The organism is Gemmatimonadota bacterium, assembly GCA_021295815.1.
Taxonomy (GTDB): Bacteria; Gemmatimonadota; Gemmatimonadetes; order Longimicrobiales; family Gaopeijiaceae; genus JAGWBQ01.
Genome location: JAGWBQ010000002.1, coordinates 66424 through 89060, shown reverse-complemented (window position 1 = coordinate 89060; position 22637 = coordinate 66424). Strand labels below are relative to the sequence as shown.

General features: G+C 65.7%; 15 protein-coding genes, 1 tRNA gene and 1 pseudogene. 2 read left to right on the top strand and 15 right to left on the bottom strand.

Features of this window, described 5'->3' with window-relative positions:
• Positions 1-47 precede the first annotated feature (47 nt).
• The gene (locus J4G12_00995) at positions 48-473 is read right to left on the bottom strand and encodes a hypothetical protein (GenBank protein ID MCE2454384.1); all 426 of its coding nucleotides are present in this window, start codon (positions 471-473) and stop codon (positions 48-50) included.
• Positions 474-1006: 533 nt separating this feature from the next.
• On the opposite strand from J4G12_00995, the gene J4G12_00990 reads away from it, so the two are divergent.
• A complete protein-coding gene (locus J4G12_00990; protein MCE2454383.1) occupies positions 1007-3535 on the top strand; it encodes a hypothetical protein in 2529 nt (842 codons plus the stop codon).
• 101 nt (positions 3536-3636) lie between these two features.
• On the opposite strand, the gene murB is transcribed toward J4G12_00990, so the two are convergent.
• The 6 genes and pseudogenes from murB to J4G12_00960 all read right to left on the bottom strand — a co-directional run bounded on the left by murB (position 3637) and on the right by J4G12_00960 (position 11549).
• Positions 3637-4578 carry a UDP-N-acetylmuramate dehydrogenase gene (gene murB, locus J4G12_00985; GenBank protein ID MCE2454382.1) on the bottom strand — a complete coding sequence of 314 codons (942 nt, stop codon included), beginning with the start codon at positions 4576-4578 and terminating at the stop codon, positions 3637-3639.
• Between the two features lie 78 nt (positions 4579-4656).
• Positions 4657-5241: pseudogene (locus tag J4G12_00980) on the bottom strand (N-acetyltransferase).
• Positions 5238-5495, bottom strand: coding sequence for a hypothetical protein (locus J4G12_00975; GenBank protein ID MCE2454381.1), 258 nt, complete (start codon positions 5493-5495; stop codon positions 5238-5240). Before J4G12_00975 ends, J4G12_00980 begins: the two are co-directional and overlap by 4 nt.
• Positions 5492-8938 (bottom strand): efflux RND transporter permease subunit, encoded by a 3447-nt coding sequence (locus tag J4G12_00970; protein MCE2454380.1) that lies wholly within the window; start codon positions 8936-8938, stop codon positions 5492-5494. Before J4G12_00970 ends, J4G12_00975 begins: the two co-directional genes overlap by 4 nt.
• A 2-nt stretch (positions 8939-8940) precedes the next feature.
• Complete coding sequence (locus J4G12_00965; protein MCE2454379.1) at positions 8941-10071, bottom strand: efflux RND transporter periplasmic adaptor subunit; 1131 nt, start codon at positions 10069-10071, stop codon at positions 8941-8943.
• A complete protein-coding gene (locus J4G12_00960) occupies positions 10068-11549 on the bottom strand; it encodes a TolC family protein (GenBank protein MCE2454378.1) in 1482 nt (493 codons plus the stop codon). The genes J4G12_00965 and J4G12_00960 overlap by 4 nt, the downstream gene beginning before the upstream one ends.
• A 262-nt stretch (positions 11550-11811) precedes the next feature.
• Here J4G12_00960 and J4G12_00955 point away from each other — a divergent pair, with 262 nt between their 5' ends.
• A complete protein-coding gene (locus tag J4G12_00955; GenBank protein MCE2454377.1) occupies positions 11812-12018 on the top strand; it encodes a cold shock domain-containing protein in 207 nt (68 codons plus the stop codon).
• Between the two features lie 95 nt (positions 12019-12113).
• Here J4G12_00955 and J4G12_00950 read toward each other — a convergent pair whose 3' ends face one another.
• The 8 genes from J4G12_00950 to J4G12_00915 form a co-directional block, all read right to left on the bottom strand.
• The gene (locus J4G12_00950) at positions 12114-12638 is read right to left on the bottom strand and encodes a hypothetical protein (GenBank protein ID MCE2454376.1); all 525 of its coding nucleotides are present in this window, start codon (positions 12636-12638) and stop codon (positions 12114-12116) included.
• Positions 12639-12646: 8 nt separating this feature from the next.
• Entirely contained in the window at positions 12647-13951 is a 1305-nt protein-coding gene (locus J4G12_00945) for an AI-2E family transporter (GenBank protein MCE2454375.1), read from the bottom strand.
• A gap of 71 nt (positions 13952-14022) precedes the next feature.
• Positions 14023-14096 (bottom strand) — tRNA-Ile (locus J4G12_00940).
• Positions 14097-14159: 63 nt separating this feature from the next.
• A complete protein-coding gene (locus tag J4G12_00935; GenBank protein MCE2454374.1) occupies positions 14160-14954 on the bottom strand; it encodes a fumarylacetoacetate hydrolase family protein in 795 nt (264 codons plus the stop codon).
• Positions 14955-15092: 138 nt separating this feature from the next.
• Entirely contained in the window at positions 15093-17381 is a 2289-nt protein-coding gene (locus J4G12_00930; protein MCE2454373.1) for a hypothetical protein, read from the bottom strand.
• Complete coding sequence (locus tag J4G12_00925) at positions 17381-18640, bottom strand: asparagine synthetase B (GenBank protein MCE2454372.1); 1260 nt, start codon at positions 18638-18640, stop codon at positions 17381-17383. Before J4G12_00925 ends, J4G12_00930 begins: the two co-directional genes overlap by 1 nt.
• A 17-nt stretch (positions 18641-18657) precedes the next feature.
• Complete coding sequence (locus tag J4G12_00920; GenBank protein MCE2454371.1) at positions 18658-19308, bottom strand: hypothetical protein; 651 nt, start codon at positions 19306-19308, stop codon at positions 18658-18660.
• The gene (locus tag J4G12_00915) at positions 19305-22634 is read right to left on the bottom strand and encodes a hypothetical protein (protein MCE2454370.1); all 3330 of its coding nucleotides are present in this window, start codon (positions 22632-22634) and stop codon (positions 19305-19307) included. Before J4G12_00915 ends, J4G12_00920 begins: the two co-directional genes overlap by 4 nt.
• Positions 22635-22637 lie beyond the last annotated feature (3 nt).

Genomic DNA, 22637 nt, shown 5'->3' with positions numbered 1-22637 from the left:
GACGTGTCGGCGTTCGCCATGCCGTGCGGAGCTTGGTCCGCGTGACGCTAGGATCGGCCGCCGGGATCGGCCGTCGACTCTCCGCGACCCGACGGCGGTACCATCTTGCCGGTCAGGTCGTCGGGATCGTAGACGACCCGGTAGCCGGCGTCGAGCCAGGGCGGAAGAGAGGGAAGCAGGGCGAGCGCCCGGAGGGTGTCGGTCGCGTAGAGGAAAAAGACGATGGGCGGGCAGCCGTCGCAAATGAGGCGGCAGACCCCGAGCGGCCGCACGTGCGATCCCGGCGGGTCCGCCGGATCGGACTCGTCCGCGAGCGAGAGATGCTCCGCCGATACGTCTGCGCCCGGCTGCTCCCTTGCGCTCTCGATAAGCTCTCGCGGCCTGTCGGCGAAAACGGCTATCTCCAGTTCGGCTCCAGGCGCGGGACGGGCTCCCGGACGGACGTGTTCCCCCTTGAGCACGAGTGCCCTCACTCCGTGGGGAGACGACGAGGCCCAGCGAGTGAGCAGCGCGAGCGGACGATCGTTCAGCGGTCTTCAGGTTAGAGGCGGCGAGCGGAGACGCGCCCGCGGCGGTGTGGGGGATGCTTCGTAACGGGCGCGCCGATCTTGCGACGGCACTCGGAGGGAGTATCCTTCGTAATGTCGACTCGATCCGCAACCTGAACCACAGGTGACACGATGAGGATATGGCCCTTCAAACTACCCGACACCGGAGCCCCCAAGCCGCCCGGAAGCCCCAAGCCGATCAGACCGCCGAAACCGGTCGACAAGGTGCCCGGCCCGGATCCGCTGGCCTTGCTCAGGCGCAAGCGTCGACGTCGGCGGCGGCGCTGAGTCCAGGAAGAGGGTTCGCGCCTCCTGTTCGGGGGCTGCCTCGGGTTCCGCGGCCGAGCGTCAGGCCGACGATGCACGCGGTCTCATGCGCTATCTTACCGGGCGAACCTACCGTAATTTAAGGCGCACCGAAACTCCCTCCAACCCGCAGCGACCGCCCAGTGAAGACCGTGACGCTTCAGTTCGCCGGTAGAGACCACCGGAACCGACCCCTTCCCGTGGACCTCCCCGCCTACGACAAGGAGCGGTTCGAGGAAGTCTCCTTTCTCACGGCGATGCTACTGACCATTCTCGGAAACTACCGGGGATCGGGTCATTTCGGGGGACCTTTGGCATACACGCCGTACAACGTCGCGGCGCACCTGGCCGGCCCCGAGCTCGGAGGACTCTCATACGATCTCCGGGAACCCAAGCACCCGTTCGCCGACCGCTTCATGCTTTCCGGAGGGCACTGCATTCCCACCTGCTACGCCCTCTGGATGATCCTCTACGCCGCCCTGGGTCGTCAACATCGGGCCACGGGCGACCCGCGCTACGGCTTCGATCCCGAGGACGCCGTCCTGCCTGTCGACTGCCTCGGCTTCAGACGGAGTCCAGGGGCGGTGAAGACGCTTCTCGACGACCTGGGGCTTGCGGACCACCCGCTCTTCCGCGAGGCCGGAATCAGAGGCATCCGTCCGTTGATGGGCCACGCCGAAAGCACCGACGTCACCAACGACGTCAACGGCGGCCCGTCGGGGATAGGAATCTCCACATCTGCAGGCAAGGCGGTCTTCTGGGATTACGCCGGAGCGCCCGAGAGCCTTAAGATTCTCGCGCTCGAAGGCGAGTTCGCCATGACCGAGGGCCACGCCCAGGAGCTCAAGACCGCTGCGGTGGCGCAGAGGGTGGGCAAGCGGCTCCGCATCCTGCTCTCCTACAACAACGCCGGCATCGACGACGAACTCGTCGGCGGAGTCGTCGCCGACGTCGACGGCTACGATCTCGCTCAGCAATGGTCGTCGTACGGATGGAACGTGCTCAGCCTTGAGGACGGCAGCGATTTCGACCAAGTGCTTGCCGCGATGTTCGCGATGGAGCGCTGGCCGGCGGATGATCGGCGCCCGCACATCGCGATCGGCCCGACGGTCAAGGGATGGTGGCCGGCCGCCGAGAACGGCGGAATTCCCGGTTACGGTCCGCAGATGGTGAGCTACGACAGCCATCCGTACGCCATGGCGCTCAACGATCCCTACTTCGTGGCGCTCGCCGACACCTTCGAGAAGCGCTTCGGAGTCGATTTCGAGGGGCTCGGGGATCCGGCACCGTCGACCGAGGCGGAAAAGCTCGTTCAGTTCAAGACCAACGTCGATATCGCTCTTTCCACCCTGGACCGGAACGGACTGGGCGAGTGGATAGCGGAGCGCGTCGTCTCGATCGCGGACGGGCTCGAACGCTCGCCCAAACTCCGTTTCGACGTTACGAAGGATCCCTTCGTCGACGAACGGCTGACCCCGGGGGGACTGCCCGAGGAGCCGGTCGAGGTCAGGGCGACCGACCCCGCCACCGGACGCGAGGTGGAGCGGACGATCAGCCTCTTCATGCCGCCGGGCAGGAAGTGGGGTAGCCGCCGCGCGATCAGCGAGATCGGAGCGTGGATGAACCACGTGACCGAAGGCCGATTCCTGACCGTCGCCGCCGACCTTTCGGGATCGATCAACGTGGAGAAGGCCCACTTCTTCGGCCACTACGACCCCGTCGCCAACCCCTCGGGGACACGGCTGAAGGCGGGCATTCAGGAGGCGGTCAACGCCTCCACCATGATCGGCGTCGTGAACCAGACCGCATCCGCCGATCCCGATCTTCACTCCGGACTCTGGGGCATCTCGGGAACCTACGGGGCTTTCACGCCACTCATGTACACGCCGGCGCGAGTCTTCAGCCAGCAGAATCAGGACTCGCCCTTCCGGCTGGGCGTGCTGACCGTTCTGGCGGGTCACTCGGGGCCGGAGACGGCGGCCGATGCGAGGACCCATTTCGGCATCTTCGCCCCTCAGGTGTGGACGCTCTTCCCGAGAGACCAGGTCGTCAACCTCTACTTCTGGGACTACAACGACGTGGCGCCCGGTTATTTCGCTGCGGTCGCGAAAGCCGTGCAGGAGCCCAAGGTCGGCATCATCGTCATCCACGTGGCCCGTCCCGACTCGCCCGTTGCGGATCGCAGCCGCTTCGCCGACACCGATCCGCGCGCGTCCGCCAAGGGCATCTACCTCATCAGAGACTACGATCCCGACCTTCCTCCCATGGGGACCGTGTGGGCCCAGGGATCGAGCTCGACCGTGAACGTGGTTCGGGCGCTCGACCGTCTCGAGGACGAGGGGGTCAACGTGAGGGTGGCATCGGTGATCAGCCCGGAGCTCTTCGCGGATCAGCCCGAGGAGTACCGTAAGAAGATCTATCCGGCGTCGTCGCGCTTCGACTCCATGGTTGTAAGCACGATGACCAAGCGCGTGCCGCCGCTTCCCGATCTCGGTCCGCTCACCGAGGAATACTCACTTTATGGAGACGCGGACGATCGCTGGCTTACCGGCGGCACCGAAGACGATGTGATCGCCGAGGCCGGCCTCGACCCGGATTCGATCTTCTCGGCCATGAGACGTTTTGCAGCGGAGCGTGACGCGCGGCTCGAGCGGCAGCGGAGAGCTTTCGAGGCGCTCTAGCACCCCCGTGGGCCAACTCGCGAGGACGCCAGTGCGGATACGGTCGTCGACGAGCTTTCTACGGCGAGGGGGAGGGACCGCCCACCGAAGAGTTCCAGCGTTTAGAACTCCCCGATGAAGTCGATCTCGGTGACAAGCTCATGTCCCTGCTCTCGCGCCACGGTTTCGCGGGCCAGGTCGATCAGCCGGCGCACCTCGGCGGCGGTCGCGCCTCCCAGGTTCACAATGATGTTCGCGTGCTTGTGGAAGATGGCCGCCGCCCCGTCGACCCGACCCTTCAGGCCGCACTCGTCGATCAGCCTCCCCGCTCCGACGCCTTCGATCTTCTTGAAGATGGAGCCGGCGCTCGGATAGAGCCAGAGGTCGGGGTGGCGCTCGTCCCGCCACTCGAGATTCTCCCGCATCACCCGTCTGAGCTCCACCTTCGGAGCCGGCGCGAGTCGGAAAGTGGCCGAGAGGACGATGTCGTCGCGCTCGTGGAGAATGCTCCGGTCGTAGCCGAACTCGAAGTACTCCACAGGGACAGTTCGTCTCTCGCCCTCTTCGCTGAGTATCTCCGCCTCTTCCAGCACTTCTTCGATGAAGACGGTGCGTTTGCGAGCCGGTTCGGGTTCCAGGAAGTGCAAGTTCTGCCAAAGCGCTCCGCCGATGCTGCTCGGGATGCCCACGAAGTGGTGGAGCCCTCCCAATCCACGCTCGACGGTGGCGTTGATGAGGTCCGGAAAGGAGTCCACGCCCGCTCCCGCCCGCACGCGACCGCCGGCGAGGAAGTCGATCCCGGCGACCCGGTTGAGAATGATCAGGCCGCGGAATCCCAGATCACCCACCAGGATGTTCGCCCCCCGCCCCATGACGAAGTGAGGGGCGCCGAGACGGCGGGCCGCGAGAACCGAGGAAGCGAGCTCTTCGGCGGTGTGCGCTTCGTAGAGGAGTTCGGCGGGTCCGCCGATCCGGAATGTGGTCAGCGGAGCGAGAGCCGCTCCCCGCTTGAGGCGGTCGGCGCCCAGGTTGTCGACCAGACTGCGACGTTGGGCAGTCGACATGGCATGTGACCTGACAGCCTCTGAGCCAAGCCTGCTACGGCGGCGCGACGCCGCGCTCGGTGTGTCGCCGGTGCCGGAATCGACCCCGACGAGCTCGCTCCTGCGCTCGAGGAGGAGAGTGTCGCGCCAGCGTCCGTCGGCCATCCGACCGATCCGGCGGTGGCTTCCGATCAGCCGGAAGCCGAGCGCGTCATGAATTCTTACCGAAGCGGCGTTTTCGGGAAATATCCCGGCGAGCATCGTCCATATGCCGTTACGCTCACCGGATTCGATCAGAGAGCTTAGCAGTTTTCGTCCGAGGCCGCGACCTCGCCAGGGCGCACCCACGTAGACCATGACCTCCGCGACCCCTGCGTAGCAGCAGCGGCCGGATACCGGCGAGAGCGCGGCGAACCCCACGATCCTTTCCCTGCCTGAACCCGAATCTCCGCCGGTCAGTTCCTCGGCCACTGCAACCAGGCGTGAATGGGGCTCCTTGGACCGGTCCCATTCCTCCCATGCGGGCACCTCCGTCTCGAACGTCGCGTCCCCGGTCTCGATCCCCTGCCGGTAGATGTCGGCGACCTCCGACCAATCTTCGGGCAGGAGGGCTCGGATCGAGATCGTTCCGAGTGCGCGCTTCGAGTGCGCACCGGCCCCCTCACCGGCAGGCCGATCGCTCATTCCCCGGAAGCTTCGTCCTCGGGCGCGGCGCCGCCGTGCCAGCCCAGCCTGGGATAGTGCCAGGCGAAAAGCACCGCCGCCGCACCTCCCACCACGAGACCCCAGCCCACTAGCGTGTCGAAGCTCTCGGGAAGCACCAGCGCACGCCGGAGGAAGGACGCCAGCGGCAGGACCAGGAGAAAGGCGGCGACACAGTAGGCCGCCAGAACTAACGCGATCCGCAGCAGGCCGGCCTTTCCGCCGTCCGGGCTCACGCCTCTGGAGCCGAGCTCGGAGAGCGCATGACTCCGCCCGCCGGGACCGGCACCGGCGCCACCTGGCGTCCGCGGGTCGAGAAGTGCTTGGCGAAGAAAGCGCTCATGTCGTCGACCAGCGAGTACATGACCGGCACGAGCACGAGCGTGAGGAAGGTCGCGAAGAGGACGCCGGCGATGATGGCGACCGCCATGGGACCCCACCATGCAGCCTGCTCGCCACCCCAGTAGAGCTCCGGGGAAAGGGAGCCGTAAAGGCCGAAAAAGTCGAAGTTGAGGCCGACCGCGAGCGGAACCAGCCCGAGCGCGGTCGTGGTCGCGGTGAGCACCACCGGTCGGAACCGGGTCTTGCCTCCCTGCACCAGCGCCTCGCGACGATCGATACCGTCCCGGTTGCGCAGCACGTCGATATAGTCGATCAGGATGATGGCGTTGTTGACCACGATTCCAGCGAGCGAGATGATCCCGACCCCGGTGTTGATTATGCCGAAAGGCATGTTGAAGACGAGCAGCCCGATCAGCACACCCGTGGTGGACATGAAGACCGAGGTCATGATGATGACGGGCTTCACCACCGAGTTGAACTGCGATATGAGAATGAAGCTGATGAGCAGGAAGGCGATCATGAACGCGGTGAGCAGGAAGGCCGACGCCTCCTCCTGATCCTCGTTCTGGCCGGTATACCGTATGGTGTAACCCGGCGGCAGCCCTGCTTCGAAGTCGGCGAGCACGCCCTGCACTTCGCCGAGGACCGCGTTGTTGGCGTAGCCGGCCGCGACATCGGAGGTGATGGTGGCCAGGCGCGACCTGTCTCTGCGGCGGATGGATCCGGCTCCTTCCTCCACCGCCCAGGACGCGACTTCCACCAGAGGTATCTGCTCGCCGCCCTCGGTCATGAGGCTCAGGTCGCGGAGACCGTCGAGGTCCTGCCGGTAGGATTCGTCGAGTCGGACGACGATGTCGTACTCGTCGTTGCCGGCTCTGAATTTCGCCGCTTCGATTCCGTTCACCGAGCTGCGGATGGCCTGTCCGATCTTCGTGGTGTTGAGACCGAAAATGGCCGCCAATTCACGGTCGACGGAGATGGAGAGCTGTGGTCGGGCCTCGTCGAGATCGCTCTTGAGTCCCACGAGCTTCGGGTACGCCGAGGAAGCTTCGAGCACGTTGAGCACGCTGTCGGAGAGAGCCTTGAGGAGTTCCGGATCGTCACCGACGACCTCGATGCTCACCGGGGCGCCCTGGGCGGGGCCCGCCTCCACCTTGTCCACGGTGATCTCGGCTCCGGCGATCCGGCGGCCGATCCGAGTCTGGAGATCGGCCAGGAGCTCGAAGGAGTCCCGCTCGCGGAGCTGGTAATCGACCAGCGAGATGGTCACGCGACCTCCTTCGGGTCCCGTCGGACCGCCGCCGCCCAGCGGGTCCGCGCCTCCGCCTGAACTCCCCACGACCGCCACCATCGATTCGGCGTCGGTCACGCCGAGGTCGGCAAGTTCTCTCTCGACCTCCCTGCTGAGCGAGTCCGTGACCTCTAAGCGGGTCCCGACCGGCGCGCTCACGTCAACGAGCAGTTGCGCGGGCGGCATCGACTCCGGAAAGAGCTCGACTCCTCTGCTGAACATGCCCCAGAGCCCTGCGGCCGCTACGAACCCGACCAAGGTGAGCCCCAAGAGCGCCAACCGATGCGAGAGCGACCAGCGAAGCCCCAGTTCGTAGATCTCGAGAACGCGCACCAGAACCCGGATCCTGAAGAACACGGCCGCCCTCCTGAGCACCAGCCGGTACCCGCCCCAGACTCCCACGACCGTCGCCACGAGCAGTCCTGCGGCGAGAGGGTTGGCCGAAGCGACTGCCAGAACGACGAGCGCACCCGCTCCGATGAGGGTCCAGCGTCCGGCCGGCCGGAGCCCGGGCCTCCTGTCGCCGTCCAGGGTCATGAACATCGAGCACAGCGTGGGCACGATGCAGAGCGCGACGAAGAGCGAGCTCGTCAGCGTCACGATCAGCGTCTTCGGAAGATAGCTCATGAAGTCGCCGATGATTCCGGACCAGAAGAGAAGCGGGATGAAGGCGGCCAGAGTGGTGGCCGTCGCCGCGATTATCGGAATGGCGACCTCGCCCGTTCCCTTAATGGCGGCCTTCCTTCTCGACCAGCCCTCCTCGAGGAAACGGTAGATGTTTTCGACGACGACGATCGCGTTGTCGACGAGCATTCCCAAGGCCAGGATGAGCGAGAAGAGCACGACCATGTTCATCGTCAGCCCCATCAACCGAAGTACGATGAAGGAGAGGAACATGGAGGTGGGAATTGAGATCGCGACGAAGATCGAGGTGCGGGCCCCGAGGAAGAAGAGAAGAATTCCGACTATCAGAATCAGAGCCGAAACGATGTTGTTCTCGAGGCTCGAAACCATTTGAGCGATATCGGACGACTGGTCCGAGGTGATCACAGCTCTGGTGGAGGGTGGGAAGCCGGGCTCCATAGCCTCGATCTGGGCCTTGACGAGCTCCGACGTCTCGATGATGTTGGCGCCCGAGCGCTTGATCACGTCGAGGGTCACCACTTCCGATCCTTCCAGGCGGGCATAGCTCTCCCGTTCGCTGAAACCGAAGTCCACCGAACCGATGTCCCGCAGGTAGATCGGACGTCCGTCGACGATGGCGACAACGAGGTCCTCGATGAGTTCGGGATCGTCGAATTCGCCGTCCACTCTTAGGAGGTAGTCGTCGGCTCCCACGGGAAGGGATCCGCCCGGAAAGTTGACGTTCTCCTCGTCGATCCGGTCGATCACGTCCTTCAGAGCGAGTTCGTAGTAGGTCAGCCTGGCAAGATCGACATCCACCTTGACCTCCCTCTCCAGCCCGCCTCGCACATCCACCCGGAGCACCTGGGGAAGCGTCTCCAGCCGATCCTCCAGGTCCTCCGCAATCTCCTTAAGGCGCACGAGGTCGTAGTTGCCGGAGAGGTTCACCTGGAGAATGGGGACCTCCGAGAAGCTGAACTCGACGATCGAAGGCTCTTCGGCGTCGGTCGGAAGGTCGGGCTTGGCCAGATCGACCTTTTCCCGGACCTTCTGAACGGCGTACTCCAGTTCCACAGAGGGGTCGAACTCGGCGGCTATGCTCGAGTAGCCCTCGACCGAGGTCGAGGTCAGATCGTCGATCTCGCTGAGGGTCGAAAGATCTTCCTCGATAATGCGAGTGACCTGGCTCTCGACGTCGGCCGGCGACGCTCCCGCGTAAATCGTGTTGACCGCGATGATCGGTACCGCGATCTCGGGAAACGATTCCTTGGGAGTGACCCGATAGGCGAGGAAGCCCATGAGCACGATGATACCCAGCAGGACCAGAACCGAGGTCGAGTGCCTTACCGCGAAGACGGTGGGTGCGAACTCGCGGAACGATCTCCTCCCGGTCTTCTCGTGACCTCCCGTGTCTTTCTTCATCTTCACTCCCTTTCTCCGACCACGTTCACTCGGTCACCGTCCGCTAGAGCTCGATGGCCGACCACCACGAGCCGGTCTCCTTCGGCAAGTCCGGATTCGACCACCGCATGAACGTCACTCGAGGGGCCGACGGTCACCGACCGAGCTTCCGCGATCTCACCCCTGTCTTCGCCGGACACCGCGACGTATGCGATGTACCCCGTCTCGGATCTGAGGACAGCGTCCCGGGGCGCGACGATGGCATTCGGAATTGTCCGACGGTCGAGGACGATCCTGGCCAGCATTTCTGGGCGGATGCGTCCGTCTCGATTGGCGAGTCGCATCTCGACGTCGAAGGTGCGGTTTCCGGGATCGATCGATTGGCCGACCCGGACCACTGCGGCGTCGAAAGGTTCAGCAAGGACGTCGAAGGTGATGGTGGCCCTGCTACCGGGCCGTACGTCAGGGGCGAAGCGTTCCGGCACTCCGGCCACCACCTTGACCCTCGAGAGGTCGACGAGGCGTATGACGGGCTGCCCGGGAGACACCGATTCGCCGAGCTCTATGTCGAGTTCATCCACGATCCCGGCGAAAGGGGCGTGAAGGTTGGTCCGGTCCAAGCGTACCGCGAGCGCCTGCAGGGCCGCGGCGGCCTGTTCGGCCGCGAATTTCGCGTTCAGGTAATCGAGCTCGCTCCCGATCGATTCCTCTTCGTAGAGCCGCTCCGTTCTCGTCCAAGTCTCGGTGGCCAGCTCAGCCGCCGCCCGGGCCTGTTCGACCTGTGACGCCAACACCCGGTCGTCGATCTTGAGCAGGGTGTCTCCCGCTTCGACTCTCGATCCTTCCGAAACGAAGAGCTCCCGCACCGGCCCCGCTTCCTCAGCCGAGATCCGGGCGTCGCGGTTGGCTTCGGCCACCCCCGTGAAGGAGAACGTCTCGCTGAAATCCATGGGGACGAGCGTCGTGATCTCGACGTTGATCACCCGTCCGGCCGGGGCCTGGACCGATGCGGCTCCGTCGGTCGCCCCTTCCGCAGGAGGAGTCCCCCGGCAGGAGAGAAGGCCGGCGGCGAGACAAGCGACCGCGGTCCATCGGGCCGGAGCTCGTTTCGAATGAAAGGTCTTCGTCAGCCATTTCGCTGTTTCGGTGGTCATCGGTTCGATGTCAGGGGATCGGCGTTTACCAGGGGCACGGTTCCGGCGGCGTGATCGAGTTGCGCGCGTGCCACCAGATAGTCGTGCACGGCCTCCGCGTAGCTCACTTCGCTCTCCCGGAGCGCCAGTTCGGCGTCGATCAGATCGAGCCGGTCGGCCACCCCCTCTTCGTAGGAGTTCTGAGCGATCTCGAAGGCGAGTTCGGCCAGAGCGACTGCGGCGCGTTGCCCGATCGCCCTCGATCTGGCTCCGAGCTCGTCTTCATGCAGGGTGGTCAGTTCCAGACGGGCGACATCGACCGCCCGCTCGCGAAGCTCGTCCGCCTGCCTGACCAACGCGGCCTTCTGGTCGATGCGCGCGTCTCGGGAAAGCCCTCTGAATACCGGAATGCTCACGCGAATGCCCGCGAACTGCGACCAGGCGCGCTGACCGTCACCTCGGGCGAAGAAGTTCGGGGAGCCGTTGTCCTGAGCGCTCACGGCGTAATTCCCGAAAATGGTGATGCTCGGCAGGTACTTCAGCTTCTCCAGTCGGAGCTCGGCTCTCGTAAGGTCCCCGGTGATGTCGAGCTGCCGAAGGTCGGAGCGCAGTTCGCGTGAAGTGGAGAAAAGAGGCTCGATCTCGGAACCCGCTTCTGAGCCTGCGAACTCGAGAAGCGCCCGGTTCTCGGGCGTGTTCGCGTGGGGCGTTTCCAGGTCGATCTCGGAAAGCGATCCGGTGACGCCGAGTCCTCCGCCGAAGCCGTAGTCCATGGCCGCCGCGAGATTTCGCTCTGCGGAGTTTCTTTCGTTTTCGGCGTCCACGAGCCGAGGACGCAGCGTGGCCACTTCGACCTGAAGCCGGAGCACGTCGTACCGCTCGACGAATCCCGCCTCGAAGCGCGCCTGGGTCTCTTCGAGAGAAGCTTCCACCCGGGCGAGAGATTCCTGGGATAGGCGCAGCCGTTCCTCGGCGAGCAGAAGGGCGTAATAAGCCAATCTTACCTGCGTGACCACTGCCTGCTCCTGACCTCTGACCGACTCGTACTCCAGATCTTCGAGCCGCGACGCCGCTCCGATGCTGAGCAGCTCGGGACGAAAGAGCGCCTGTTCGACCGAGAGCCCGGAGCTCCACTGGTTGTCGGCGCCGAAGCGGACGGCCAGGTAGTCGTCCTCCCCTGCCGACGAATCGAAGACGCGAGCAGGCAGGAAATTGACTGCGGCGTTGATGTTGCGGGTGAAGCTCGAGTTGAGATCGACGGTTGGAAGCGCGGCGGACCACGCCTCCGAGACGAATCCGGAAGCTTCGGCGATTCCGAAACGTGCCGCCGCGAGCTCGCGACTTCCGTCGAGCGCTATCCGCACGGCTTCCTCGATACCGACGATCCGGCCGTCAGGAACGGTTAGTCGGTCGTCGTCTTGAGCCGACCCGGCCCGCATTCCCCCGCTTGCGGCCGTCAGAATTGCCGCGAGGGCCGCCCCCCTCGTCACGTGTCGCACGATGCCTATGTCCTCATGGTTGCTGGACTGAAATTATAACGGGAATCGAGTCCGGCGGATGGAACGACCGGGTTCCTTCACCCCGCTGGACGCACCTCGACCGTATGCCGGGGTGGTGGCAGTTGACCGCTACCCCGGTTTTCGGTTAGATTTCCCTGTCGTCACCGGGAGCGCTCTGCGAGCGGAGACGGCTTCATAACCCGGCGCGGCCACCCCGGCACGCCAAACCCAGTAACTCGAAGGAGCGGTACAGAACATGCGGATGAACGGAACAGTGAAGTGGTTCAACGACGCCAAGGGATTCGGCTTCATCGCCCCCGAAGGCGGTCAGAAGGACTGCTTCGTGCACTACTCCGCGATCCAAGGCGAGGGCTTCAGGACCCTGGCCGAGGGAGAGCGAGTCCAGTTCGACCTGACCGAAGGCCCCAAGGGCCCGTCAGCTGAGAACGTCTCTCGGGATGGTGCCTGAGCAACGCCGTTAACACGGTCGTACACCTGGAGCCGCTCCGAAGCTTCGGCTTCGGGGCGGTTCTGCCATTTAAGGGGCTGCGGAAGGGCCGCTGATCAGGTACCGGATCGGCCTCTTTCCCAGGCTCCGCGAGTCAGGCGGGCGTGCCAGCTCTTGCCTGCCGGGCGCTCGAGTCCGCGCGACCGCATGTCGCCGAGGTTGCTGAAGGTCGTATCGAAGACCGGGGTCTCCGGGCCGATCGCTCCGGACTCGGCCAGCATCCGGAAGCGGCTCCGGCTCACGCAGCGAACGATGCCCGCATCATCCCTGTACCACACCTTGGAGTGGTCCACGAGCGAACTACCGACCAGTCGGCCCAGTTCGCGCATCTTGCGGGTGAGGGCGTCGATCGAGCAGCCCGAAGCCGCACTGCGGTCTTCATCGACGGCGACCACCAGGAAACGGTTCTCGTAGAGCTCGCGCCCCGATCTTAGAGCACGTCCGTGGGCCGCCCACTCTGGAAGGAAGGCGTCCACCTCTCCTAGCAGGGCGGACGCCGCGTCCTCGCCCAGCCCGGTGTCGGAAGGGAAAACCCAGAGCCTTGATCGGGGAGACAGAGCGGAGAGCGGGAATTGAGGCATGTTCGGGCTCAGGAGTCTGCGGTATCGGAGTCGGTCGCGGCGACTCGCGCCGGGACCGGCAAGCTTCGGCCATAGGCTCCGCCACCCTCTTCCTCCGGTTCGGGAACGCCCTTGTCGAGGAGGATCGCCGCCCAGCGGAGGTCGGGCGTGTGCTCGAGCCAGATCTTGAGCATCGCCGTGAGCGGCACCGAGAGCAGCGCCCCCACCGGGCCCCAGACCCAGCCCCAGAAAAGCAGGGAGAGCACCACCGCCAGGGTGGAGATGTTCAGGCTTCTCCCTAGGAAATTGGGTTCGAGGATGCTGCCGATGATGGTGTTGACGACGACGTACCCGAGCGTTACCGTGAGTGCGTGGCCTATGCTTCCGTCGAGGAGGAGCGACAGCGCCACAGCCGGAACTGCCGCGATAATGGATCCGACTGTCGGCACATAGTTCATGACGAACGCGATCATGCCGAGAAGGATCGGGAATTCGAGGCCCATGAAGTGGGCGAAGGCTCCCATCGTGACCCCGGTGATAGCGGAAGCGGCGGACTTTATCCCGAGATAGGTTCGGATCTCCCGCACGATTCGCATCTCGCGACCGCCTGCGGCGGGAACCACGCCGAAGGCCAGTTGAAGCTTGCGCGGCAGCACGCTCGCCTCGACCAGAGTGAAGGCCATGATGATGAAGATCAGTACCGACATCGACACCACCTGGGCGGCCCGGCCCACGAGTCCGCCCACCAATTCCACCATCCAGGTTGGATTGAGCAGCCCCTCGACCGTGGTACGCACGTCGCCCGGTTCGAAGGGGAGATTCCACTCTTCCTGCACACGCGTGACCCAGCCGACGAATTCGTCGCGGCGTTCGGTCAGGCGGTCGATCAGTCCGTTGCCGTCCGCGACCGCCGGAGAGTCCGCGACCAGGAGACGCTCCGGCGGAACCGCTCCGATCGCGGGGGCTCCCGCGTCGGTGGCGACGCCCCCGTCGTCGGTTGGCGAGTCCAAGACGTTCGGGCTCGAGCCGATCGAACGTTGGAGCTCGGAGGCTGACATGCCCGTGAGGAAGATCATCCCGCTCACCGCCGCTACGACCGCGATCACCGTGACGATGGTGGCCAGCCAGTGCGGCATCCTCTTACGATGCAGCCAGAGCTTCAGTGGCAGGCTGAGTATGGCCAGAAAGAGCGCGAGAACGGTGGGAAGCAGGATTGGAGCCCCCAGTCGCAACCCCATGACGACCACGATGCTCGCTGCGGCGAGGTATATGAACTTCGTGCCCGTCTCGCTCGGGGTAAGGCCCGGCTCGCTCTGGGAACCGCTTGCGTTCATCGACTCGACGATCCTTCCAATGCGTCTCCCGGAGCGCACGGTCGGATGCCGCGTCGCGCGGAAGCGGATGATGGGCCCGCCAGGACTCGAACCTGGGACCTACCGATTATGAGTCGGCTGCTCTAACCGACTGAGCTACGGGCCCTGACCCCAATAAGGTAACCCGGTAGAGGAGCAGGACAACGTTCCGCCCGGGTATCCGAGCTTCCTACACCGCTCTGACTCCGTTGGTCACCGATCCCGCACCGCCGATCGAGACCTCGACGATGTCGCCGTCTCTCAAGGGACCGACCCCGGCCGGCGTGCCGGTGGCGACGAGGTCGCCCGGTTCCAGAGTCATGAAGCGGGTGACGTATTCGATCACCACCGGCGGAGAGAAGATCATCTCGCCGATCGAGCCTCGCTGCCGTTCCCGTCCGTTCACCGTCGTGGTGACCGTCAGTTCGGCGCGGTCCACCTCCGCCAGCGGCGTCATTTCGCCGAGAGCGCAGAAAGTGTCGAAGCCCTTCGCCCGGCTCCACTGGCTGTCGGAACGTTGGAGATCGCGGGCGGTGACGTCGTTCACCGGGGCCACGCCGGCTACGACGCTCCAAGCCTCGCCACGCTGGACGTGTTTCGCCTCCTCTCCTATTACGAGTCCGATCTCACCCTCGAAATCCACTCTGCCCGCCCAGCCGGGGGCGACTATTTCTTCGCCGTCGGCGATTAGAGACGAGGAGGGTTTGAGGAAGATCAGCGGTTCGGCGGGAAGATCGTGGCCGAGCTCCCTGGCGTGCAGCCCGTAGTTGCGTCCGACGCAGACGATCTTGCCCGGCGGCGGAAGGCTCAGCCGTCCACCTCGCGACGTCCTTCCCTCATGTGGACGACCGTCCCGATGACGGCGCCGCCGGCGGCTATCAGCAGCAGCGCCGCGATCACGGTCCACCACAGCTCGAGATCCCCGTGTCCTCCCTCGCGGCCAGCGGCTGCGTGGGTGAGCGCCATCCAGGCGATACCCGCCCATACGATGGCGACGATGAAGCCGAATACCTTTTTCAACATTGCGTCGGTCCGGTAAGAAGGTGGTCGCAGTCAGGTCAATTTAGCCGCACGGCGGGCGGCAGCGCTGCTCGCCACCGCGCCGCTCTCTGTTTCGCGGAGCTCATCTACCGTAGAACATCTCCAGTTCGCGCCGCACCCGTTCCCACGGACCGACGGTGGCGGGAGCTTCGGGCAGCGATCCCGCCAGGTAGCTGCCGTAACGTCTGGTAGTGATGCGGTCGTCGAGGATCAGGACGGCCCCGCTGTCGCTCCTTCGGCGCACGAGTCGACCGAACCCCTGCTTGAGCCGGAGCGCGGCCTGAGGAAGAAAGAGCTCGACGAAGCCGTTGCCACCCGCCGCCTCGATCGCCTCCGTGCGCGCCTCGGTCACCGGTTCGTTCGGCCGCGGGAAGGGAAGCTTCTGGAGGACGAGGGCACGAAGCGCGTCGCCGGGAACGTCGACTCCCTCCCAGAACGAGGAGGTACCCAGCAGCACGGCGTCGCCGTCTCGCTTGAAGTCGCTCAGGAGGCGGGAGCGGGAGCGCTCTCCCTGGACCAGGAGCGGGAAGCGCCAGCGCGGGTGATGGCGTAGCGCATCCGCCACACGGTTCATCGCCACGTAGGCGGTGAAGAGGACGAAGAGTCCGCCGCCGGTGATCTCGGCCAGTTCGGCGACAAGCGCCGCCGTCCTGTCGTTGAAGGCTCTGGAGTTCGACTTCGGAGACGGGAGTCCGGTGGGGAGGCCGATCATGGTCTGGCGCTCGTAATCGAAAGGAGACGGCGCGACGAGCTCGTTCACCGAGGGAGCGTCCTCGCCGAGGCTGTCGAGCGAGTCCTCTGAAAGTCCGAGGCGGTCTCGCAGGTAGGCGAAACTGCCGCCGGTCGTCATAGTGGCCGAGGTGAGGACGACCGAGTCAAGCTTACTGAAAAGCGTTTTCGCCAGAAGGTCGCCCGGACGGAGCGGGGCCGCCCGCATCACCGGATAGCGGTGCGCCGGACTGCGCCCTCTCAGCTCGAGCCAGCGTACGTATTCCTCTTTGCGTTCGTCGAGCCCGAAGACGACGCCCAACCCCTCGGCGAATGCCTCCAGGCGGCGCACGGCAGCGCGAATGTCGAGCTGACGCTCTTCGAGCCGGCCCGGGGGGGCGGCGGACGGGAACGGCGAACCGTTGCCCTCAGGGTCGAACTCGGCGTTCCTCTCCTCCAGTTGATCGACGATCCGTTTTCCGAGGGTGTCGAGCTCGAGAGCCAGCGAGCCTAATGTTTCGCTCAACCTGACGAGCCGTCGGTGGAGTTCGGTCCCGGGTTCGGCCGGCTCCCCGATGCCCCGGCCGCCGAGCCGAATCTGGGTGGGCTGAGCCCTGCCCGGGCCGCTTCCTCCGAACGGAGTGTCTTCGAGGCGGACGCGGCCGAAGATCTCCCTTACCGCGTCGACGAAGCCGGAAGTCGCCGAACGGGCGTCCTGGAGGGCGGGTCTGATCTTGTTTTCGACCCGTTCGCGCAAGATGGCACCCCACTCGACCTCATCCAAGGCGAGGTGAAGGGCGCCGAGCACGCCCTTACCGCCGCGGTCGAGTCGGTTGAAGGTCCGATTCATGCCGAAGCCGCTGACCTCCACACCCAGGTGGGACGTGGCGGCGTCTTCCAGATTGTGGGCCTCGTCGACAATGAGCTTGGTATGGGACGGGAGCACCGCCGAGCCCTTCCAGTTGTCGGAGTCGATGCGCGCCGCGACGTCGGTAAGCAGAAGGGCGTGGTTCACCACGAGCACCCCGGAGGCCCCCGCGCGGCGGCGAGCCTTCTGATAGTGACAGCGCTTGAAGAACTCGCATTCGACGTTGAGACAGATGTCCGAGTCGCTCCGAACCTCCTCCCAGGCGTCCATGCTGGGCGTGAAGTCGAGGTCGGAGCGGCTGCCTTCTTCGGTGTCGAGGCTCCATTCGAGGATCCGCGCCAGTTCCTCGCCGAGCTGACCCCTCCTCTCGTCCGGCAGAAGCAGTGTCTGTTCGTCGACCGCGAGGCGGGCGCGTCTGATGGACACGTAGTTGTGGCGGCCCTTGAGGACGGCCCAGGGCACCTGGGATTCCATCAGGGTCGAGGCCAACGGCAGGTCCTTGGTGCCGAGCTGTTCCTGGAGGTTGATCGTATTGGTGGAAACGACCGTAAGCCCTCCCCCCCCGTCCGCCCAGCTCAGGGCCGGTATCAGATATGCGAGCGACTTGCCGGTTCCGGTTCCCGCTTCGACCAGCGAGACGCCGCCTCGGTTGAATCTCTCCACGATCTCCGCGAGCACCTCTCGCTGCGTGGGTCGGTCCTCCCAGCTGGCGTAAAGGGACGCCATCGGCCCCTCGGGTCCCAGCAGTTCCTCCAGCTCGGCGCTTCTAAGACGAGGACGCGCTTCGGCGTCCATCAGGTCTTGTGCTTCTTCTTCCTGGCCGCAGGGAAGAGGACGTTGTTGAGGATGAGCCGGTAACCTGCGGAGTTGGGATGGAGGGCCAAGTCGGTCTTCGCGTCTCCGATCTGATGCTCCCGATCTTCCGGATCGTGGCCGCCGTAGTAGGTCCAGGTGCCTTCGCCCACGTTGCCGTGGACGTACTTGGCCCAGTGCGCGCCCCCTCGCACCTCTTCCGCCAGGACCACGACCTCGGGTTTCAGCAAAGAGCGCCGGAAGGCCGTCGTGAGACCATAGAAATCAGGTACCGCAGCCTCGTGGTTCTGGGTCAGCATGGCGGGTACCGGGTCGAACTTGGCCGAGAATTCGAAAAGGGTGAAGTAACCCAGCTCTCTTCGCCATGGGGTGTTCACTTGGTGGGCGTCGATGTCGGAGAAGGCGTTCACCGAAGGAGAGGTCTGAATCTGCGCGCCCGTGAAGGCCAAGGAGCGCTGCCAGTCCATGAGGCGGTCGGCGTCCGGCGCCACCGCGGTGCCGTCGGCGTAGGCGGCGGCGATGTCCACGTCGTGGGCGGCGAGAGCGAGCTCGAGGGTTTCGGTCGCGGCGCACATGGCGAAGAGGAAACCACCCTCCGCCACGTATTCACGCATCCTGGAAGCGACCGCCTTCTTCAGCGTCGGAACGTCGGGGTATCCGAGCCGGGCGGCGACCTCCTCGTTGCGCGCGACCTCCTCCTGGAGCCACGGCGAACCGGCGAAGGTGATGTAGAACTTGGAATACTGCCCGGTGAAATCCTCGTGGTGGAGATGGATCCACTGGTATTCGGAGAGATCCCCGTCGAGGACCTCGTAGTCCCAGATCTCGGCGTAGGGTATGTCGGCGTATTCTAGCACCATCGTCACGGCGTCGCCCCACGGCACCGAATTGGGCGGAGTGTAGATTGCCACCTCGGGAGCGCGTTCGAGCGGTATCGCTTCCATGTTCCCGTCGGCGATGGCGGCGCGGATCACGGCGAGATCGCCGGCGCCCACGTTCTCGGTCGAGACTCCGCGCAGAGCCGCTTCGCGTCTTACCGATGAAAGGTCCGGCAAGAGGAAGGAGCCGCCGCGGTAGTTGAGGAACCACTCCGCCGCCTCCTCCTGTTCGAGAACCCAGTAGGTCAGTCCGTAGGCGCGCAGGTGATTCGCCTGATCTCGGTCCATCGGGACGAGGAGATGCTGGGCGGTCAGGCCGGTTCCGGCAGAGAGGAGGAAGGCCTGCAGGACCAAGGCGAGCAGCGGCCGGCGCCCGCCCGTCACGAGCCGCCCCTACGCAGCCGCTCGAGCTCGACTCGCGCCGTCGGCGTGACGGCTGCGTTGGGACGGCTCGTGATCAGCTCTTCGAGAACCTCGACAGCCCGCGCCACTCCTTCCGGCCGCAGGGCGAGATGGCGGGCCAGCTCGAGCGCCGCCTCGCTCGCTTCGGGCTGTTCCGCGAGCTCCTCGAGGAGTCGCTCGCGGAAGCTCGCGGCGAGTTCCGCCCGGTCAGCGCGGTCGGCCATGCGCGCCGCGTGGGCGAGCAAAACCGCCCGCGTGGGGTCGGGAAACGAGTCGGCGGCGGCCAGCGCCTGCGCGGCCGACGCTCCCCCGCCCTGCCGAGCCGCGAGCTCGGCGGCGGCGAGGACGCGGCCGGGCTCGGGCGGGAGGCGGAAGAGCAGATTGGCGAGCTGAACCACCTCGGTGGCCCGTTCCGGCGGAAGCAGGCGGGCGGCTGCGATGAACGCCGACTGGGCTTCTTCGACGTCGGTTACGAGCAGCTCGAAGGCCTCGTCAAGCAAGGCGTCCGGGTCGACTTCGGCGACCGACGGCGGCGCGGCATCCTGAGCGACGGCGGGAACCGGCGCAAGGAATGTCGCGAGGGCAAAGGAGGCGAGGGCGTGGAAGAGGGAACCGACCGACGTTCTCATCGGTCGGGCTCTCCGCCGCCACCCCGGTTGAGACGCTCGAAGTAGCCGAGCACGAGCGCCCGCAAAGCCGGCGGCAGCGCCGAGAGCTCGTCCGCGCTCGGCCCCGGAAATCTTGCCAGCCCCATCTGGTCGGCGGAGAGCGGATTGACGGTGCCGCGTTCGTACTCCTCCGGTTCTTCCGACTCGCGTTCTTCCGAATACTCCTCCCGCTCAAGGGACCGACCCGCGTCGAGAAGCCGGTGGAAGAGACGCTCCTGACGGCGGGAGACCTCAGCTGTGAGCCGATCCGCCCGGGCGAGCATCTCCGCTATCTGCGCCGCCTCCTCGCTCAACCGATCCAAGTCGCCGAGGGCCTCGGATGCGGAGGGGGCGTCGGCAAGTTCACCGAGATCGTCGGATATCGCCTCCTGGCCCTGCGCCATTTTCCGCATCTGTTGCGCCATCGCCTCTTCACCGAGTTCGAGCGGCATCAGTTCGGCAGCCTGATTCATCATTTCACCCTGCCGCTGAGCCAGGTCTTCGAGCTGATCCGCCATCTCCTGGCTCGAACTGCCCGACTCGCCGAGCTGTTTCGCCAGCAGTTGCGCGACGAGGGCGAACTGGTTCAGCTCGTTCACGGCGCCTTCGGCAGCGACCTGGGGCTGCTGCGCACCGCCCCGTCGCACCTCCATCGTGACCAGGGTGCGGCGGATGGCGTCGATGGCCAGTCCGAGCTGCTCCCAGACCCCCGTACCGGGCAGGATCGTCCCCTGGGAGGCGAACTGGAGGTTGCGGGCCAGATTGTCGACTCCTTCGAGAACGCCGGCCTCGTTCACCCGCATCCCGGCGATCCGGTCGGGGCCGGCGCCGATCATCTCCTGACGCAGATCGGACTGCCGCCGAGCGAGCGCGAGCGCGTCGTCGGCTGCGACCGTGAGGGCCTCCTGCACTCTCGCGCCGGACATGTCCGCCATTTCCTCCTGCGCGCCGGAGAGTTCCCGCACCAGCTCTTCCAGCTCCTCTCGGGCCTTTTCCGCCTGGGCGGCGGCTTCCTCCGTCTCAGATTTCCGCGCCGCCCGCTCGGCGGCATCCATGCGCTCCTGAGCGCTCTCAAGAGCTTCGCCGGCTCCGCGAACCCTCTCGCCCGCGCGCTCCTCCTCGATCTCGGCGAGCGACTCGGCCAATCGCTCCAAGCGCGCTTCGAGGTCGGTCGCCCGCCCGGCGAGCTCGGCCTGCTGCTCGGCCCTCGCTTCCGGTCGGTCGCCCTCGCGCATGGCATCAGCAAGCGCCTCCTGGAGACGGGCGAGCTCTGCCGCTTCCTCCCTCGTCGCCCGGAAGTCCTGATCCACCGCCGCGCGCCGGAAGCGTTCCACGGTCTCCATGAGCCGTTCGCGCAGGGCTTCCTGCTCTTCCGCAAGCGACTCCAGTTCCTCGGCGGCGCTGGAAACGTCCTCGGCGGACAGCGTTTCGGCCACCTCGTCCATCCGCTGCTGGAGGTCGCCGCTGCGCATGAGTTCGCGCAGGAAATCCTGAAGCTCCTCCAGTTCGGCGTCGAGTTCGGGATCGCCGCTTCCGGTCTCGCCAATGAGCTCTTCCAGGTCGACCAGGTCCTCCCGAAGAGCCTCTATCTCGTCGGCGATCCGCTCCTGGTCCTCCAGCGACTGCCGCAGCGCCTCCCTATCGTCGAACTCCCCGGTGTCGGCTTCGGACCGCCGGGCCGCATTTCGGTTCTTCCGGGCCTCGGCGGCGGCCTTCTCCGCTAGCTCGCCGAGATCTTCGCCGGCCTCGGCGATCATCTCCTCGGCCGTTCGGTGGATCTCTGCCGAGCCCGGCATCACCAGCACGTACTCTCTCGACTCCGCAATTTGCGCCGCAGGGGAGCGATCCACCACCCGAGCCCGGTATCTGACGGTGTCGTTGGGCATGAGCGACCATGATCGCAAATCGAGGACCGGCTGCGCTCGGGCCGCTCTCAGCCCTTCCGCGCTTACTGCAGTCACCACCGGTTCCGTTCTTTCGCCCAGCGCCGTGACCCGATACGCGATCAGTTCCAAACGATCGAGGCCGTAATCGTCGGCTGCGTCGATCACCAGAAGCTGGCGCAGGTCGGGGGAGACGACCGTATCGCGACCCGGGACGGGAATGTCGACCTGAGGCGGCTGATCAGGCAGCAGGGTGATCGTCAGGGGAGGCGGCGTCAATGCGGCGTCGGTCCCGCTCTCATCGGTGAGCGCCCAGGAGTATGTGCCGGTCGCGGAAGGTCGCCAGGTTCCGGAAAGACCTGCACCGTCGATGCTCAACTCGACGGCCGTAGAGCCGCCGGAGTCGACGAGCTCGGCCCGGCCGAAAGCCCTGCTGCCCCTTCCGTCGAAGCTGAAGCGCGTACCCGCCGGGACCACGAGCTCCCCCACGTCCGCAGCCACTTCTTCGGCTTCGAGTCCGGTGTGGGGCGGATAGTCGATAGCGATGCTCACCTGATTCACGAAGAGCGGATCCACCGGAACGATCAGGTAGCTCTCGCTCTCGCTCCCGTCGCTCGCTCTGGCGCGGTAGCGGATAGGGGCCGCGATCTCACTGAAGCGGTGCTCGGCACGACCATCGCTGTCCGGTATCAGGACGGCGGAGCGAGCGATGTCGCCTTCCTCCTGCCAGAAGACCTCCAGAGCCCCTGTGCGCCCCGGGGCCGAGACGACGACCGAGAGCGATGCCCCCCGTTCCACCTCGAAATCGCCGGGCTCGATGGTCACCGGTTCCAGCTCGGGGTCGCGGAGCATCGAGATCGGATTCGTGAGCGGGGCCCAGGCGGCGGCCGTGCGGACGGGTTCGTAAATGGTCAGGGCGCAAAGAAGTCCGACGACGAAGCCGGCGCAAACGATGCCTCGCTTCGCCCACAGACGAACTCGCGACCCCAGCTTGCCGACCAGTTCGTCCCGACTTCGGTCTTCGAGCGCGGCTACCATCCTCCTGGAAGCCATTTCGGCCAGGGATGGCGAGCAGTGCGGTCCCACCCCATCTCCCAGTTCGAGGGCGCCCCGCAGTTCGCCCGCTCTAAGTTCGAGCGATTCCTCGAGCGCCTCCGAAAGGCCGGGGCCGCTCAGCCACCGCCTGATTCTCAGAGCGAGCCAGGCCGCCGAACCCGCCCCCAGCGTCAGGAGCCCCGCATCCACCAGCGCCGGTAGGTCGCTCCCGGAGCGCCAACCGTCGGCGCCCACTGCGAACCAGACCACGACGAGGGCCGCGGCTACCGCCGAACCGAGCCAGAACGCGAAGGCGGTCCACACCCTTCGGCTCAGGTACGCTCCGACATCGCGAACGCGGCTGCGAAGTTCGGTCGCAGCGGGTCTCACGGG